Origin of the sequence: Azospirillum sp. A29 (assembly GCF_042604625.1) — a bacterium.
In the GTDB taxonomy this organism is placed as follows: Bacteria; Pseudomonadota; Alphaproteobacteria; order Azospirillales; family Azospirillaceae; genus Azospirillum; species Azospirillum palustre.
This window is the reverse complement of record NZ_CP170464.1, coordinates 416,297-430,253: the sequence shown is the minus strand read 5'-3', so window position 1 is coordinate 430,253 and position 13,957 is coordinate 416,297. Positions and strand designations below refer to the sequence as shown.

Annotated in this window: 15 protein-coding genes; 12 read left to right on the top strand and 3 right to left on the bottom strand. The window is 69.4% G+C overall.

Going from position 1 to position 13,957, the window contains the following annotated elements:
- The first annotated feature begins 4 nt into the window (after nucleotides 1–4).
- A complete protein-coding gene (locus ABNQ38_RS14040; RefSeq protein WP_377807582.1) occupies nucleotides 5–1,168 on the top strand; it encodes a hypothetical protein in 1,164 nt (387 codons plus the stop codon).
- Between the two features lie 454 nt (nucleotides 1,169–1,622).
- Nucleotides 1,623–2,969: a GTPase HflX gene (hflX, locus tag ABNQ38_RS14035; protein ID WP_377807581.1), complete on the top strand. Its 1,347-nt coding sequence runs from the start codon at nucleotides 1,623–1,625 to the stop codon at nucleotides 2,967–2,969.
- 58 nt (nucleotides 2,970–3,027) lie between these two features.
- Here the strand turns inward: hflX and ABNQ38_RS14030 are convergent, their stop codons facing one another.
- The 3 genes from ABNQ38_RS14030 to fliI all read right to left on the bottom strand — a co-directional run bounded on the left by ABNQ38_RS14030 (nucleotide 3,028) and on the right by fliI (nucleotide 5,438).
- Nucleotides 3,028–3,411 carry a YbaN family protein gene (locus tag ABNQ38_RS14030; protein WP_377807580.1) on the bottom strand — a complete coding sequence of 128 codons (384 nt, stop codon included), beginning with the start codon at nucleotides 3,409–3,411 and terminating at the stop codon, nucleotides 3,028–3,030.
- A 72-nt stretch (nucleotides 3,412–3,483) separates the two neighbouring features.
- Nucleotides 3,484–4,098, bottom strand: coding sequence for a hypothetical protein (locus ABNQ38_RS14025; RefSeq protein ID WP_377807579.1), 615 nt, complete (start codon nucleotides 4,096–4,098; stop codon nucleotides 3,484–3,486).
- A complete protein-coding gene (gene fliI, locus ABNQ38_RS14020; protein WP_377807578.1) occupies nucleotides 4,095–5,438 on the bottom strand; it encodes a flagellar protein export ATPase FliI in 1,344 nt (447 codons plus the stop codon). Before fliI ends, ABNQ38_RS14025 begins: the two co-directional genes overlap by 4 nt.
- A gap of 140 nt (nucleotides 5,439–5,578) precedes the next feature.
- Here fliI and ABNQ38_RS14015 point away from each other — a divergent pair, with 140 nt between their 5' ends.
- The 10 genes from ABNQ38_RS14015 (at nucleotide 5,579) to folP (ending at nucleotide 13,764) form a co-directional block, all read left to right on the top strand.
- On the top strand, nucleotides 5,579–5,971 hold the full coding sequence (locus ABNQ38_RS14015; RefSeq protein ID WP_377807577.1) for a flagellar biosynthesis protein FlgG: 393 nt from the start codon (nucleotides 5,579–5,581) through the stop codon (nucleotides 5,969–5,971).
- A 31-nt stretch (nucleotides 5,972–6,002) separates the two neighbouring features.
- A complete protein-coding gene (gene flgC, locus ABNQ38_RS14010; RefSeq protein WP_109049423.1) occupies nucleotides 6,003–6,422 on the top strand; it encodes a flagellar basal body rod protein FlgC in 420 nt (139 codons plus the stop codon).
- Nucleotides 6,423–6,433: 11 nt separating this feature from the next.
- Nucleotides 6,434–6,793 (top strand): flagellar hook-basal body complex protein FliE, encoded by a 360-nt coding sequence (locus ABNQ38_RS14005; protein ID WP_377807576.1) that lies wholly within the window; start codon nucleotides 6,434–6,436, stop codon nucleotides 6,791–6,793.
- A gap of 27 nt (nucleotides 6,794–6,820) precedes the next feature.
- Nucleotides 6,821–7,087: a flagellar biosynthesis protein FliQ gene (gene fliQ / locus ABNQ38_RS14000; RefSeq protein ID WP_109049425.1), complete on the top strand. Its 267-nt coding sequence runs from the start codon at nucleotides 6,821–6,823 to the stop codon at nucleotides 7,085–7,087.
- 39 nt (nucleotides 7,088–7,126) lie between these two features.
- Nucleotides 7,127–7,876 carry a lytic transglycosylase domain-containing protein gene (locus ABNQ38_RS13995; protein ID WP_377807575.1) on the top strand — a complete coding sequence of 250 codons (750 nt, stop codon included), beginning with the start codon at nucleotides 7,127–7,129 and terminating at the stop codon, nucleotides 7,874–7,876.
- A gap of 129 nt (nucleotides 7,877–8,005) precedes the next feature.
- Entirely contained in the window at nucleotides 8,006–10,099 is a 2,094-nt protein-coding gene (flhA, locus tag ABNQ38_RS13990; protein WP_377807574.1) for a flagellar biosynthesis protein FlhA, read from the top strand.
- A 2-nt stretch (nucleotides 10,100–10,101) separates the two neighbouring features.
- Complete coding sequence (locus ABNQ38_RS13985) at nucleotides 10,102–10,872, top strand: flagellar biosynthetic protein FliR (protein ID WP_377807573.1); 771 nt, start codon at nucleotides 10,102–10,104, stop codon at nucleotides 10,870–10,872.
- Nucleotides 10,873–10,875: 3 nt separating this feature from the next.
- A complete protein-coding gene (locus ABNQ38_RS13980) occupies nucleotides 10,876–11,958 on the top strand; it encodes a flagellar biosynthesis protein FlhB (RefSeq protein ID WP_377807571.1) in 1,083 nt (360 codons plus the stop codon).
- A gap of 155 nt (nucleotides 11,959–12,113) precedes the next feature.
- Complete coding sequence (locus tag ABNQ38_RS13975; protein ID WP_377807570.1) at nucleotides 12,114–12,413, top strand: hypothetical protein; 300 nt, start codon at nucleotides 12,114–12,116, stop codon at nucleotides 12,411–12,413.
- Between the two features lie 193 nt (nucleotides 12,414–12,606).
- Complete coding sequence (gene folP / locus ABNQ38_RS13970; RefSeq protein ID WP_377807569.1) at nucleotides 12,607–13,764, top strand: dihydropteroate synthase; 1,158 nt, start codon at nucleotides 12,607–12,609, stop codon at nucleotides 13,762–13,764.
- Nucleotides 13,765–13,957: the final 193 nt, after the last annotated feature.

Here is a 13,957-nt window from a genome sequence, read left to right as displayed (position 1 = left end):
AGCCGTGCAGACGCCAGCCGGCACCCCACCGGACCAAAGGTCCGGCGACTTACAGGACCGCAGGTCCGGGGCCCAACAGGACCGCAAGGTCCGCGACCGCATCCGTCCGCCGGCCACCACCGGGGCCGCCGCCGTGCCTCTGCGCGGAGCGTCCGCGGATGACGAGGATGACGGGCGCGACGCGCTGCACATCCTGCCGCTGTCGATCCTGCCGCTCGAAACGCCGGGACTGCGCCGGGCGCGGCTGATCAAGAATGTCCGGCTGGAGACAGTGGCGGAGCTGTTCAACGACGCCCAGACCGGCAGCGGCCAGATCCGCATCGACCAGCTGTCGAAATGCTTCGGCATCGACGGCCCGGAATTCCGCCGCGACCTGCGCAAGATCGTGCAGATCGGCGAGGCCGCCAGCTTCGACGTCTACAGCCTGCGGCTGGAGCTGCGCCGCCTGAACATCGACGTGGAGGAAGCGGCGGCACTCCGCCTGTCGGCCGCCAAGCGGGCCGAGCTGACCAGCTACATGCGCGTCTTCACCCGGCCGCTGGTGGAGCATGTCTATGGCGTGCAGGGGGCGGACATCGCCAGCATGGACGATCTGGTCCGCCTGTTCGCCCAGCCCGACGTGGAGGAGGCGCGGCGCCGCCTGCAGCTGACCGCCGACCGGCTCGACATTCCGCTGGGCGAGATCCCGGCCTTCCTTGAGGATTATGCCGACATCTTCCTGTCGCTCGCCTATTTCAAGCGCTGCCTGGACGACATCGTGCCCGACGTGCAGGGCTTCCTCGGCTGGATGGCGGAGCTGTATCAGGTCAGCGAGGTGCGCCGCGACGCCCGGCAGAGCCGCATGCTGGACGAGATCGGCCACGACCTGACCGACATCGCCACCTCGATCACCGGGCGCTTCGAGAGCTTCGACAACCGGTCGCGCGACTTCTGGCGCGACATAAACCCGGAGAGCTTCCGCAGCATCCGCGACCTGATCGTCACCCATCACCTGACCATCGGCGGGGTGCTGTGCGGGTTGGCGGTGAAGATGAACCTGTGGAAGCACCGCTTCGGCCGCGGCGGCGGCCCGGTGCGCCGGCTGGAGTTCATCCGCTCGGAAATCCTGCCGGGGCTGGCCCACATCAAGACCATCGAACAGGCCTCGCGCAACAGCATGGGCCGATGAGGGGGCATGGTACCCCCGGGAAAAATCGGCCCCGCGCCCTTGTTTCAAGCGTCGAAACCCTCATCTATTCGAGTGTCGGCGACGCCGACGCTCTTACAGTGCGACACGGCGTGACGTGGCCCTCCGTTCCGGCCGGCGCAGCAACTTCGGTGACTTCCCTTGATCTGAGTTCCCCGGTTTGGCGGCCCGCCGTGGCTTTGCCGACCCTCTCCTCTCCGGCTCCGTGACGCGCAGGCCGCCGCGACCCTCCCCCGTGTCGTAGCGCCGCCGGTGGGGCCGGAGAGGACCCTGTTTTCCTGAATTTCCCGAGCTTTGCATCCGCGATGCGATGCGCGCACGCCGGCAGCGTCGAATGCCGGCCTTCCCGAGGCCGATCCATCGGAAAACCGACCCGACGGATTGGCGTTCGACGCACGCCCCGCGCATCCGGCGCCGGGCCGCCATAAGGAACCCCATGGGTACCCATCAGACCACCGATTTGAAAGCCACCCAAACCCCCCGTTCCACTCTGGGCCGCGCCCTCGTCCTTCACCCGGTCCTTCGCGGGACCGAAACCGACCGCAGCCCCGAAGCCTCGCTGGAGGAAGCCGTCGGTCTTGCCGCGGCCATCGAGCTTGATGTGGTGCGGGCCGCTGCCGTCAAGGTCAGCCAGCCCCGCCCGGCCACCCTGCTTGGCGGCGGCGCCATCGAGCAGTATGCCAAGCTGATCGAAGAGGCGCATGAGGCGGGCGAGGCCATCGACCTCGTCATCGTCGACCATGCGCTGACCCCGGTGCAGCAGCGCAATCTTGAGAAGGCCTTCGGCGCCAAGGTCATCGACCGCACCGGCCTGATCCTGGAAATCTTCGGGGCGCGCGCCCGCACCCATGAAGGCCAGCTTCAGGTCGAGCTGGCGTCACTGAGCTACCAGAAGTCGCGGCTGGTGCGGTCCTGGACCCACCTTGAACGCCAGCGCGGCGGCTTCGGCTTCCTCGGCGGCCCCGGTGAATCGCAGCTTGAGCTTGACCGGCGTCTGATCGGCGACCGCATCGTCAAGATCAAGCGGGAGCTGGAAAATGTCCGCCGCACCCGCGGGCTGCACCGCAAGGCGCGCGCCAAGGTGCCCTACCCGGTGGTGGCGCTGGTCGGCTACACCAACGCCGGCAAGTCCACCCTGTTCAACCGGATGGCCGGCGCCGACGTGTTCGCGAAGGACCTGCTGTTCGCGACGCTGGATCCGACCATGCGGCAGGTGGTCCTGCCGTCGGGGCGCAAAGTGATCCTGTCCGATACGGTCGGTTTCATCTCCGACCTGCCGACTCATCTGGTCGCGGCCTTCCGCGCCACGCTGGAGGAAGTGCAGGCGGCCGACATCATCCTGCATGTCCGCGACATCGCCCACCCCGACACCGAAGCCCAGAAGGCCGACGTGGAGGCGATCCTGGCCGACCTCGGCATCGACCCGGAGCGCGACCCGCGCGTGGTCGAGGTCTCCAACAAGATCGACCTGCTGGCCGGGGCGGAGCTTGACGCGGCGCTCGCCCGCGCCGGGCGGGACGGCAACGCCTGTGCGCTATCCGCCGCGACCGGGGAGCGTCTGGACACGCTGTTCCGCATCCTCGACGACCGGATGACCGCCGGCCGCGAGCTGGTGGAACTGGATGTCGAGCATGGCGACGGGGCGACGCTCGCCTGGCTCTACGCCCATGGCGAGGTGGTCGGCCGCCGCGACGACGACAGCCACGCCCATCTGCATGTGGCCATCGAACCGGCGATGCTGGCCCGTCTGGGCCATCCGGGGCAGGAGCGGGCCGCGGCCTGACCGCGAGGCTCAGTTTTCGAAGAAGAGGGGGCTACCGGAAACGGCGGCCCCCTTTTTTTTATGGAGTCGGACGGGACAGCACATAGGCCGCGGCCCCCGCCATGACCAGCCCGGTACCGGCGAGCACCGGGTATCCGGGCGACGTCAGCACCAGCACGGCGAAGCTGGACGACATCCCGCCGACCGCCATGATCTTCGCCTTCACCGGAATGGCGCCGCGGTCCTGCCACTCGCGGATGGCGCGGCCGAACCGCGGGTCGTTGCGCATCCGCTCGCGCAGTTCGGGATTGCCGCGGGCATAGGCCCAGCCGGCGACCAACAGGAAGGGGACGGTGGGCAGGATCGGCAGGAAGGCTCCCGCGGTGGCCAGCCCCACCGCGCCATGGCCGACCAGCAGCCACAGCCGCCGCCGTCCCTTGCCCATGCCGTTGCTTCCGTCCATCGCCCGCTCGTCCCGCATCCCGGTGCCGGATCATTGAACCGCGCCCGGCGGTGCCGCGCAAGTCGGGGTTGGTCACGACGCCGTGCGCACCATCCCCGGCGTGCCGGCCTTGGCCGTCGCCTCCAGGCTGTACAGCTTCGCCAGCAGCTGCGGTGCCGGCTGTTCGCCTGCCGTCGTCGCCGCCGCTGTTGCCGCCGTTTCCGTCGCCGGGGCGGATTTGCGGCGCAACGCTTCCGCCAGCGATTGGGGGGAGGGCAGGGACGGATCGCCGCCGTCCCCGCCGCCGGTCATCCAGGGCAGCCCTCCGGCCGGCGGCCCTTCCGCCGTCGCGGTCTCCGTTTCGTCTTCCAGCAGGCTGCCGATATGGCCCAGCACGCTGTCGCCGGTGACCTCCTCGAAGGCGACCATGGCGGCGCTGCCGATCAGGCCGGGCAGCCCGCCGAACAGGAAGCCGCCGGCCAGCCGCGCCGGGATCGAGATTCCCTCCCCCGTCGCCTCGCGGTAGACCGACGACACCACCGGCAACTGCTGGAGCGGGTTGACCACGTCGAGCAGGTCCTCGAAGCCGACGCTCATCTTGTCGGCCAGCGTCTCCTCCGGTTCGGCGGGCGCCTTGCGCTGGGCGGTCGGCGGGCTTACGGCCTGGGCGGCCAGTTTCCTGTCGATGCCTGGGGTGTTGACGCTCATGCGTGGTCTCCGAGGGCGGCGAGCAGCGACTCCAGCCGGGCGAAACTCCCGGCGGAGGGGGAGGGGTCGTCCTTGCCCTGGCGCAGGAAGTCCTCCAGCCGCGGGTGCAAGTCGATGGCGGCGTCGGTCTCCGGATCGGTGCCGCGCTTGTAGGCGCCGAGCCGGATCATCTCCTTCATGCCGTCATAGCTGGCGGCCAGCGCGCGGGCGCGGCCGACGATGCGGTTCTCGCGCGCGTCATGGCAGCCGGGCAGGCTACGCGACACGCTACGCAGCAGGTTGACGGCGGGATAGCGCCCCTGCTCGGCGATCTTGCGGTCCAGCACCAGATGCCCGTCGAGGATGCCGCGCACCGCATCGGCAATCGGTTCGTCATGGTCGTCGCCATCGACCAGAACGGTGAAGATGGCGGTGATGTCGCCCTCTCCGCCCTCTTCAGGGCCGGGGCCGGCGCGTTCCAGCAGGCGGGGCAGTTCGGCGAAGACGCTGGGCGGATAGCTCTTGGCGGTCGGCGGCTCGCCCGCGGCCAGCCCGATCTCGCGCTGGGCCATGGCGAAGCGGGTGACGCTGTCCATCAGGCACAGCACATGTTTGCCCTGATCGCGCATCTCCTCCGCCACCGTCATGGTCAGCAGCGCCGCCTGCCGGCGCATCAGCGGCGGCTCGTCGGAGGTGGCGACGATGACGATGGAGCGCGCCAGCCCCTCTGGTCCCAGATCGTCCTGGATGAATTCGCGTACCTCGCGCCCGCGCTCGCCGATCAGGCCGATGACGATGGCGTCGGCCTCGGCATGGCGGGCGACCATCGCCAACAGCGTCGATTTGCCGACGCCGGAGCCGGCGAACACGCCCAGCCGCTGGCCGCGGCAGAGCGGCACGAAGCTGTCGATCACCCGGATGCCGCTGTCCAGCCGTGCCCCCACCCGGCGCCGGGCGCAGGCGGCCGGCGGCGGCTGGCGCAAGCTGCGCGGATGCTCGCCGTTCGCCAGCGGACCCTTGCCGTCGATCGGTTCGCCCAGCGCATTGACCACCCGGCCGAGCCAGCCGGGGCCGGGCCGGAGCGTGAAGGCGGTGTCGTCGGTGACCGCGGCGCAGCCCTCCGCCACGCCGTCGAGACTGTCGAAGGCCATCAGCAGCGAGCGGCCGTTGCGGAAGCCGATGGTCTCGCACAGCACGCGCCCGCCGCGGACGGTCTCCGCATGGCATTTGTCGCCGACCGACAGCACGCGCTGCAACCCGTCGACCTCCAGCGTCATGCCGGCGGCCGAGCGGATTTCCCCGCGCCACCGGCGCGTCGGCAGCCGGTCGAATTCCGCGGCCAGGGTGGCGAGTGCCGGCATCGCTTCTGTCTCCACCATCTCCATCGATGCAAGGCATCCTGGAGCATCGAATTTAAATCCGGCTTTAAACCGGCGGGATCATCGTCCGATCCGGTGTTCCGGCGAGACTTGCCGGCAAGAATTGATGGGCCGAGGTCGCAATGGATTTGGGTAAAATCGGTTTCTTTCAGCTTGCCGGCACGCGGCTGGACTATCTGGCGCAGCGGCAGAAGCTGGTCGCCGAGAATGTGGTGAACGCCAACACGCCCGACTACCAGGCGCGCGACCTGAAACCCTTCGACAGCGTGATGGACGGCATCCGCCCGGTGGAGACCGCCCGCACCTCCGGCCTGCATCTGGCGAGCGCCCGCTCCACCGCCGGCTTCCGCGAGGAGGGCAAGGCTGCCCTGTGGGAGTCGACGCCATCCGGCAACGCGGTGTCGCTGGAGCAGGAGATGATCAAGGGCAGCGAGACCCGCGACGCCTTCGCGCTGACCACCAGCCTGTTCCAGCGCAATGTGCAGATGCTGCGCATGGCCTGGCGAAATAGCTAAGGGAAGAACGGTTAAGGACGGAGACGACCCGATGATGAACGATGTCCTCGGCGCCACGCTGAAGATCGCCGGCGCCGGGCTTCAGGCGCAGTCGACTCGCCTGCGCGTGGTGGCGGAGAATCTCGCCAACGCGGACAGCACCGCCACCGCCAGGGGCGGCGACCCCTACCGCCGCAAGACGGTGTCCTTCGACAGCGTGATGGACCGCGGCGTCGGGGCGGAGCTGGTGCAGGTCAAGCAGATCGGCCGCGACCGCAGCGACTTCCAGCTCGCCTACGACCCCTCGCACCCGGCGGCCGACGACAAGGGCTACGTCAAGAAGCCGAACGTCCAGCCGCTGGTCGAGATGATGGACATGCGCGAGGCCGGCCGCGCCTTCGAGGCCAGCATGAACGTCATCGAACAATCGCGCGCGATGATGACCCGTGTCGTCGACCTGCTGCGCAGCTGAGGAGCCGTTCCATGATCGAGATGTCCGTAGGCCGCGTCGCCGCGGCCTACGCCGCCAACCGCAGCCCCATCGCCAGCGGCGTCGCCGAGACCCAGGCTGCTGCCTCGCCCCTGTCGGCAGCCAACCGGACCGACGCGGTCGCCGCCGGCGCCGAGAGCGATTTCGGCGGCTTCCTCGACAAGTCGATCTCCCAGGCGGTCGACACGCTGAAGGAAAGCGAGCGGGTGTCGATGGCCGCGGTGTCGGGCAAGGCCAGCGCGCAGGAGGTGGTGCGCTCCGTCCTGGCCGCCGAGATGACGGTGCAGAGCGTCGTCGCCATCCGCGACAAGATGGTCCAGGCCTATCAGGAGATCATGCGCATCGCGGTCTGAGCGGGTGCGCTTGAGGAAGGATCCCCCATGAACCAGGCCGACGTGCTGGAAGTGCTGCGCAGCGGCATCTGGACGACCCTGCTGGTCGCCGCCCCGCCGCTGATCGTCGCGGTGGTGGTGGGTGTGTCGATCTCGCTGGTGCAGGCGCTGACCCAGGTGCAGGAGATGACGCTGACCTTCGTGCCGAAGATCGTCGCGATCCTGGTGGTGACGGTGCTGGCGCTGCCCTTCATGTACGGCGCGCTCGCCACCTACGCCGACCGGCTGAGCGACCTGATCGTCGCCATCGACTGACGGCGTCGACCGATGCGCCTCCCCCCGTTGCGAGCGGTCATGGTCCCCCTTCTCGGGCTGCTCGTAAATCCGGCCGGCGGTGCGGCGGCGCCGCCGGCCAACATCTCGCAGATCGGGGTGTGGAGCACCGCCCTCTACGCCCCGCCCAGACAGCCCGCCCCCCAGACGCCGGCCAAAGCCCTGCCGCCCGAAGCGCAGTGCATCGCCGCCATCCTCGATGCGGAGAAGACGGCGGGCATCGCCGACCACCTGCTGCTGGCGATGGGCTTCACCGAGTCCGGCCGGCGGACGGAGGACCGGCTGTTCACCGCTTGGCCCTGGACGGTCAACACCGAAGGGCGCTCCCATTACTTCCCGACGCGCGACGCCGCGATATCCTTCGTGCGCGAGACCCAGGCGCGCGGCGTGCAGTCCATCGACGTCGGCTGCCTGCAAGTGAATCTGCGCTGGCACCCCGACGCCTTCCCCGATCTCGTCACCGCCTTCGACCCGGTCGCCAACGCCCGCTATGCCGCGTCCTTCCTGTCGGCGCTGCGGCGCGACCATGGTTCGCTGGAGACGGCCATCGCCCGCTACCACTCCGCCCAGTCCGAGCGCGGCGAGGCCTATCGCCAGCGGGTGACCGGCAACCTGCGCTGGGTCGCCGGGGCGCTCGGCTACCTGGAGACCCTGGCAGCCGGCCCTGGCAACTCCGCCCCGGTCTGGACAGCGGCGGAGCGTGGGCGCCTGAGCTTCCTGTCCGGCCTGTTCGCCGACGGCCCGGCGCGGCCGCTGCTGCCGACTCAGTGATGCCGAATCGGTGACGGGCCGCGTCGCCCCGCGCCGCCCTTAAATCCCGGTTTTACCGCGCCCCCCTATCGTTGCCGGAACGCCTCTCCTCGACAAACCCGCCCCCTACACAAACCCACCGGGACCACCATGACCCTCACGGATCACGTCCGCAGCCGGTTCGGCCTGATCGGCGACATCGGTCTCGCGAACCGCGACGTGCTGTTCGCGGTCGGCATCCTGTTGGTGCTGGCGGTGCTGTTCCTGCCGGTGCCGTCCTGGTTCCTCGATCTCGGGCTGGCGCTGTCCTTCTCGGTGGCGGTGCTGGTGCTGATGGTGTCCCTGTGGATCCCGCGGCCGCTGGACTTCTCCTCCTTCCCCACCGTTCTGCTGGTGGTGACCATGCTGCGGCTGGCGCTGAACATCGCGTCGACCCGCCTGATCCTCAGCGAGGGGCACAACGGCCACGCCGCCGCCGGCCACGTCATCCAGGGCTTCAGCCAGTTCGTGATGGGCGGCAACTTCGTCATCGGCGTGGTGATCTTCTGCATTTTGGTGGTGATCAACTTCGTCGTCATCACCAAGGGCGCCACCCGCATCGCCGAGGTCGGCGCCCGCTTCACCCTCGACGCCATCCCCGGCAAGCAGATGGCCATCGACGCCGACCTGTCCGCCGGCATGATCGACGAGGTCGAGGCGCGGCGCCGCCGCAAGGAGCTGGAGGACGAGAGCACCTTCTACGGTGCCATGGACGGCGCCTCGAAATTCGTGCGCGGCGACGCGGTGGCCGGGCTGGTCATCACCGTCATCAATGTTCTCGGCGGCATGGCCATCGGCATCGCCCAGAAGGGGATGAGCTTCGACCATGCCGCCTCGATCTACACCACGCTGACGGTGGGCGACGGTCTGGCGACGCAGATCCCGGCGCTGGTGGTGTCGCTGGCCGCCGGCCTGCTGGTGACCAAGGGCGGCAATGTCGGCTCGGCCGAGAAGGCGGTGATCGACCAGCTCGGCGCTTACCCGAAGGCGCTCCTGGTGGCGTCGGGCCTGCTGGTGTCGCTGGCGCTGACGCCCGGCCTGCCGATGGCGCCCTTCCTTGCCATCGGCGCTGCCTTCGCCCTGCTCGGCTGGTACGCGCCGCGCCGCAAGGCCCGCGCCGCCGCCCTCGCCAAGCTGGAGGAAAGCCGCAAGGCGCCCGCCGCCGTGCCGGAGGAGGCGGTGGAGGACATGCTGAAGGTCGACGAGGTGAAGGTGGAGGTCGGCAACCACCTCGTCCCGCTGATCCTCAACAAGAACGGCCCGCTGACCACCAAGGTCAAGACCCTGCGCAAGCGCTTCGCCACCGAGTTCGGCTTCGTCCTGCCCTCGGTCCGCATCAAGGATTCCAGCTTCTTGGCCCCCAAGAGCTACGTCATCAGCATCATGGGGGTGGAGGCGGCGAAGGGCGAGGTGCGGCCGAAGCATCTGCTCGCCATCGATCCCACCGGCGGCGCCGTGCCCGACATCGCCGGCGACGCGACGCGCGAGCCGACCTTCGGCCTCCAGGCCAAATGGATCGACCCGGCCCGCCATGAGGAGGCGGTGGCGAAGGGCTACACCGTCGTCGATCCGGAAAGCGTCATCACCACCCACCTGACCGAGGTCATCAAGGACAACCTCTCCACCCTGCTGACCTTCGCCGCTTTGCAGAAGCTGATCGACGGGCTGGGCCGCGAGTACCAGAAGCTGATCAACGACATGGTGCCGAGCCAGATCTCGCTGGTCGTGATCCAGCGCGTGCTACAACAGCTGCTCTCCGAACGGGTGTCGATCCGCAACCTGCCCGCCATCGTCGAGGCGGTGGCGGAGGCGGTCGGCTGGACCCGCCACATCACGCTGATCACCGAACATGTGCGGATGCGGCTGGGCCAGCAGATCCACCAGGGTCTGGCCGGTCCCGACGGCTTCGTCTCTGTGATCGCGCTCAGCCCGCGCTGGGAGCAGGCGCTGCTCGACAACATCGTGGTGGAGGGCGACGACCGCCGCTTCGTCATGCCGCCCAGTCAGGTGCAGGAGTTCCTGACCGCCGTGCGGCTGAAGATCCAGAAGCACGCCACCTCGCAGATCTGGCCCGCCCTGCTGGTCGGGGCCGAGGCGCGGCCCTTCGTCCGTTCGCTGCTGGAGCGGGTCAGCCCGATGACCCCGGTGCTGAGCCATGCCGAGCTGCACCGCAAGGCGGCGCTCAAGACCGTCGATCAGGTCTGAACATGGACGCCCCCGTGGACGGCCTCAGCCAGTTCCTGACTTTGGAGATCTACCGCGGCCTGCTGGTGCTGGCGCGGGTGGCGGCGGCCATCGGCCTGCTGCCGGGCTTCGGCGAGGCGGCGGTGCCGATGCGGGTGCGGGCGGCCCTGGCGGTCATCGTCACGCTGGTTCTGCTGCCGGGGGTGGAGGGCTTGCCCGACCGCATGCCGGACCAGCCGGTGGAGATGCTGCGGGCGCTGGCCGGCGAAACGCTGGTCGGCGCTTATCTCGGCCTCGGCGCCCGGCTGTTCATGGCCGCGCTCCAGACCGCCGGCGCCGTGGCGGCGCAGGTGGTGGGGCTGAGCAACCCCTTCTCGATGGCGGCGGCGGGGTTCGAGGGCGGGTCGGTGCTGTCCGGCGTGCTGCTGATCGGCGGGCTGGCTCTGCTGTTCGCATCCGACGTGCATTACCTGATGATCGGCGCGCTTGCCCGCTCCTACGGCTCCTGGCCGGCGGGGGTGTTCCCCGACCTCGGCATGGTCGCCCAGCGCTTCGCCGAACTGCTGGCGACCACCTTCCGGCTGGGGGTGGGCTTGGCGGCGCCCTTCATCCTCTATGGGCTGGTGGTCAATCTGGCGCTGGGGCTGGTCAACCGGGTGATGCCGGCGATGCCCGTCTATTTCGTCGCGACGCCGGGCGTTCTGATGATCGGCATGGGCCTGTTCATGGCGACCGCCGGGGCGATGCTGACCGCCTTCGTCGCCGCGCTGGGCGGCTGGCTGTCGGGCTCGTAGCACATGGCGGAGCAGGACGACGAGCAGAAGACCGAGGAACCGACAGAGAAACGTCTGCGCGAGGCGGCGGAGAAGGGCGACGTTCCCCGCGCCCGCGACGTCGGGCTGCTGTCGGCGATGGTCGCCGCCTGGATGATCGTGCTGATGGCGGTGCCCGGCGTGGCGGCGAACCTGTCGGCCCTGCTGCTGCCGCTGATCGAGAACCCGGACGACATCCGCATCGACGGCAGCGCCATCGACGTCATCCACAGCCTGCACTGGCTGATCGGCGGCGTCGCCGTCGCCCTGCTGCCGGTGCTTGGCATCCTGCTGGCCGGGGTGGCGGTGTCGGCGCTGGGGCAGGGGCCGTTCGTGGTGGCGTCCGACCGCATCCGGCCGAAATGGTCGCATTTGTCGCCGGCGTCCGGCTGGACGCGGATCGCCGGCCGGCCGGCGCTGGTCGAATTCGTCAAGAGCCTGGTCAAGCTCGCCATCATCAGCGGTGCCGCCTGGCACGCGCTGGCGCCATACATCGCATGGACGGAGGATACTGTGGGCATGGACGTCGCCGGATTGCCCGTGCTGCTGCGGGACGTGACCTTGCGGCTGCTGCTGGCGGTCCTGCTGGCGACCGTCCTGATGGCGGCGGTGGACGTGCTGTGGAACCGCATGGAATGGCGCCGCCGCCTGCGCATGAGCCATCAGGAGATCAAGGACGAGTTCAAGCAGATCGAGGGCGATCCCAACGCCAAGGCCCGCCTGCGCGACATCCGCCGCTCGCGCTCGAAGAAGCGGATGATGGCGAACGTCCCGCGCGCCACGGTGGTCATCACCAACCCCACCCATTTCGCCGTGGCACTGGAATATGAGCGCGGCCGCACCGCCGCCCCGATCTGCCTCGCCAAGGGCGCCGACCTGATCGCGCTGCGCATCCGCGCCCTGGCCCAGGAGCACGGCATCCCCATCGTCGAGAATCCGCCGCTCGCCCGCGCCCTCCACGCCTCGGCGGAGGTGGATGCGACGATCCCGCTCCAGCACTATCAGGCGGTGGCGGAGGTCATCACCTATGTGCTGAAGCTGAAGGGCGGTCTGGCGCGGCGGGGGTGAGCGAGGGGCCAGCCGGACCATAGGCCGGCAAACAGGCGTCAATTGTTTCAAACAACAAATCTCGAACCTTCCAAAACACCATGCTATCGGCTTGCTAACGCGCGAATATCTGGCGCTACCTCGCAATTGTCACAAATTCGATTGAGAGAGTTGTCATGCGCATTCTGAACATCGCTGCCGTCGCCGCCGTCGCCATGATGGCCGTTCCCGCCATTGCCTTCGCCGATGATTTCGAGGCGCTGTGCACGGCCACCGACAAGTCCGAGCCGACCGTCGCGTCGTGCAAGTGCGCGTCTGGCAAGCTGACGGGCGCCGACCGCACCACCGCCATCGAGGCGATGAAGGCGATGAACGCCGCCATGGCGTCCGGCAAGGCCGAAGACGCCGCCGCGGCCACGCAGAAGCACAGCAAGGGCATCGAGATCGTGATGACCGCGCAGGCCACCTGCATGTAATCCGGCTCACGCCGTCTGCCTGTCGCCTGTCGGTTGTCCGGGCCGTCCATGGGGCGGCCCGTTCCGTTCCAGTGTCTTGCGCATCGTCCGAAAATCCCCACCGGCCTCGCCGTCCAGGGCGGCCCCCCTTGCCATCCCGCCGGTCGCGTGTCAGGAACGGATCCGTCAGTCCGTGACGTGAAGGGGACCTCCGATGCCGCCGCTCTCCGCCAAGCCCGCTGCCAAGGCGGCAGCGCCCAAATCCGCCGCCGGCTCGCTGGCCGGCTTCTGTCCCTGGGCGGGGGAAGAGGGCTTGCGGGTCTACCTCCGTCCGGTCGGGCTGATGCCCATCGCCGCCTGGGCCAAGGGGGCGGCGGTCCCACTTGCCGGCGGACGCTTCGCCTTCTCCACCGCCGAACTGATCGTCCGCGACGCCGGTTCGCGCATCGACCGCGCCTTCGCGCCGCTGTCGGAGATCCTGGCCTGGGGCTGGGAGCGCTCGCGCGCGGTGGCGGAGGCGCTGGACCGCCAGCTCGGCGCCCTGACCCGCGCCCGTGCGCCCTTCGCCGGGCTGTCGCCCGACCGGCCGCAGATCATGGGCATCGTCAACGTCACGCCGGACAGCTTTTCCGATGGCGGCGATTTCCTCGACCCCACCGCCGCCATCGCCCATGGCGAGGCGATGCTGGCGGCCGGCGCCGACATCCTGGACATCGGCGGCGAGTCCACCCGTCCCGGCGCCGTCCCGGTCCCGCCCGAGGAGGAAGAGCGGCGCGTCCTGCCGGTCATCCGCCATTTCGCCGAGAAGGGGGCGACCGTCTCGGTCGACACCCGCCACGCCCGCGTGATGGAGTCCGCCGCCGCGGCCGGCGCCCGCATCGTCAACGACATCGCCGGCCTGTCCGATCCGGACGCGCTGCCGGTGGTGGCGCGCACCGCCATCCCGGTGGTGGTGATGCACATGCAGGGCGACCCCGGCACCATGCAGGCCAACCCGACCTACCGCGACGCCGCGCTCGACGTGTTCGACTGGCTGGAGGAGCGGGTCGCCCGCTGCGTCGCCGCCGGCGTGGCCCCGGAGCGCATCGCCGTCGATCCCGGTATCGGCTTCGGCAAGAGGACGGAGCACAATCTGGAGATTCTGCGCCATACGTCGCTGTACCATGCGCTGGGCTGCACGGTGCTGATCGGCCTGTCGCGCAAGGGCTTCATCGGCCGCCTGTCGCGCGAGGAGCCGCCGAAGGAGCGGCTGGCCGGCTCACTCGCCGCCGGGCTGGAGACGCTGAACCAGGGCGCGCAGATCCTGCGCGTCCACGACGTGGCCGAGACGGCGCAGGCCCGCGCCTTGTGGGAGGGGCTGCATCCTCGGTAAGGGCCGCGACTGTGGCCCCGCAGGCCCATGCCTCTCGTAGGCAAGCGGCCGGACGGCCGCGCCCGCCGATTGAGGGAAAAGACGATCAGCCTGTAACCCTTTCGCGCAGCCGCCGATGGGGTCTTGACCCGGCCCGGCTGCCGCGCGAAGAAACATCCTTCGCTTGCACATCCGGTCCCGCACCCCGACATGC

Coding starts and splice junctions, on each gene's coding strand:
- hflX (WP_377807581.1), top strand. CDS start 1,623: ATGGGTACCCATCAGACCACCGATTTGAAAGCCACCCAAACCCCCCGT.
- ABNQ38_RS14030 (WP_377807580.1), bottom strand. CDS start 3,411: ATGGACGGAAGCAACGGCATGGGCAAGGGACGGCGGCGGCTGTGGCTG.
- ABNQ38_RS14025 (WP_377807579.1), bottom strand. CDS start 4,098: ATGAGCGTCAACACCCCAGGCATCGACAGGAAACTGGCCGCCCAGGCC.
- fliI (WP_377807578.1), bottom strand. CDS start 5,438: ATGCCGGCACTCGCCACCCTGGCCGCGGAATTCGACCGGCTGCCGACG.
- ABNQ38_RS14015 (WP_377807577.1), top strand. CDS start 5,579: ATGGATTTGGGTAAAATCGGTTTCTTTCAGCTTGCCGGCACGCGGCTG.
- flgC (WP_109049423.1), top strand. CDS start 6,003: ATGATGAACGATGTCCTCGGCGCCACGCTGAAGATCGCCGGCGCCGGG.
- ABNQ38_RS14005 (WP_377807576.1), top strand. CDS start 6,434: ATGATCGAGATGTCCGTAGGCCGCGTCGCCGCGGCCTACGCCGCCAAC.
- fliQ (WP_109049425.1), top strand. CDS start 6,821: ATGAACCAGGCCGACGTGCTGGAAGTGCTGCGCAGCGGCATCTGGACG.
- ABNQ38_RS13995 (WP_377807575.1), top strand. CDS start 7,127: ATGGTCCCCCTTCTCGGGCTGCTCGTAAATCCGGCCGGCGGTGCGGCG.
- flhA (WP_377807574.1), top strand. CDS start 8,006: ATGACCCTCACGGATCACGTCCGCAGCCGGTTCGGCCTGATCGGCGAC.
- ABNQ38_RS13985 (WP_377807573.1), top strand. CDS start 10,102: ATGGACGCCCCCGTGGACGGCCTCAGCCAGTTCCTGACTTTGGAGATC.
- ABNQ38_RS13980 (WP_377807571.1), top strand. CDS start 10,876: ATGGCGGAGCAGGACGACGAGCAGAAGACCGAGGAACCGACAGAGAAA.
- ABNQ38_RS13975 (WP_377807570.1), top strand. CDS start 12,114: ATGCGCATTCTGAACATCGCTGCCGTCGCCGCCGTCGCCATGATGGCC.
- folP (WP_377807569.1), top strand. CDS start 12,607: ATGCCGCCGCTCTCCGCCAAGCCCGCTGCCAAGGCGGCAGCGCCCAAA.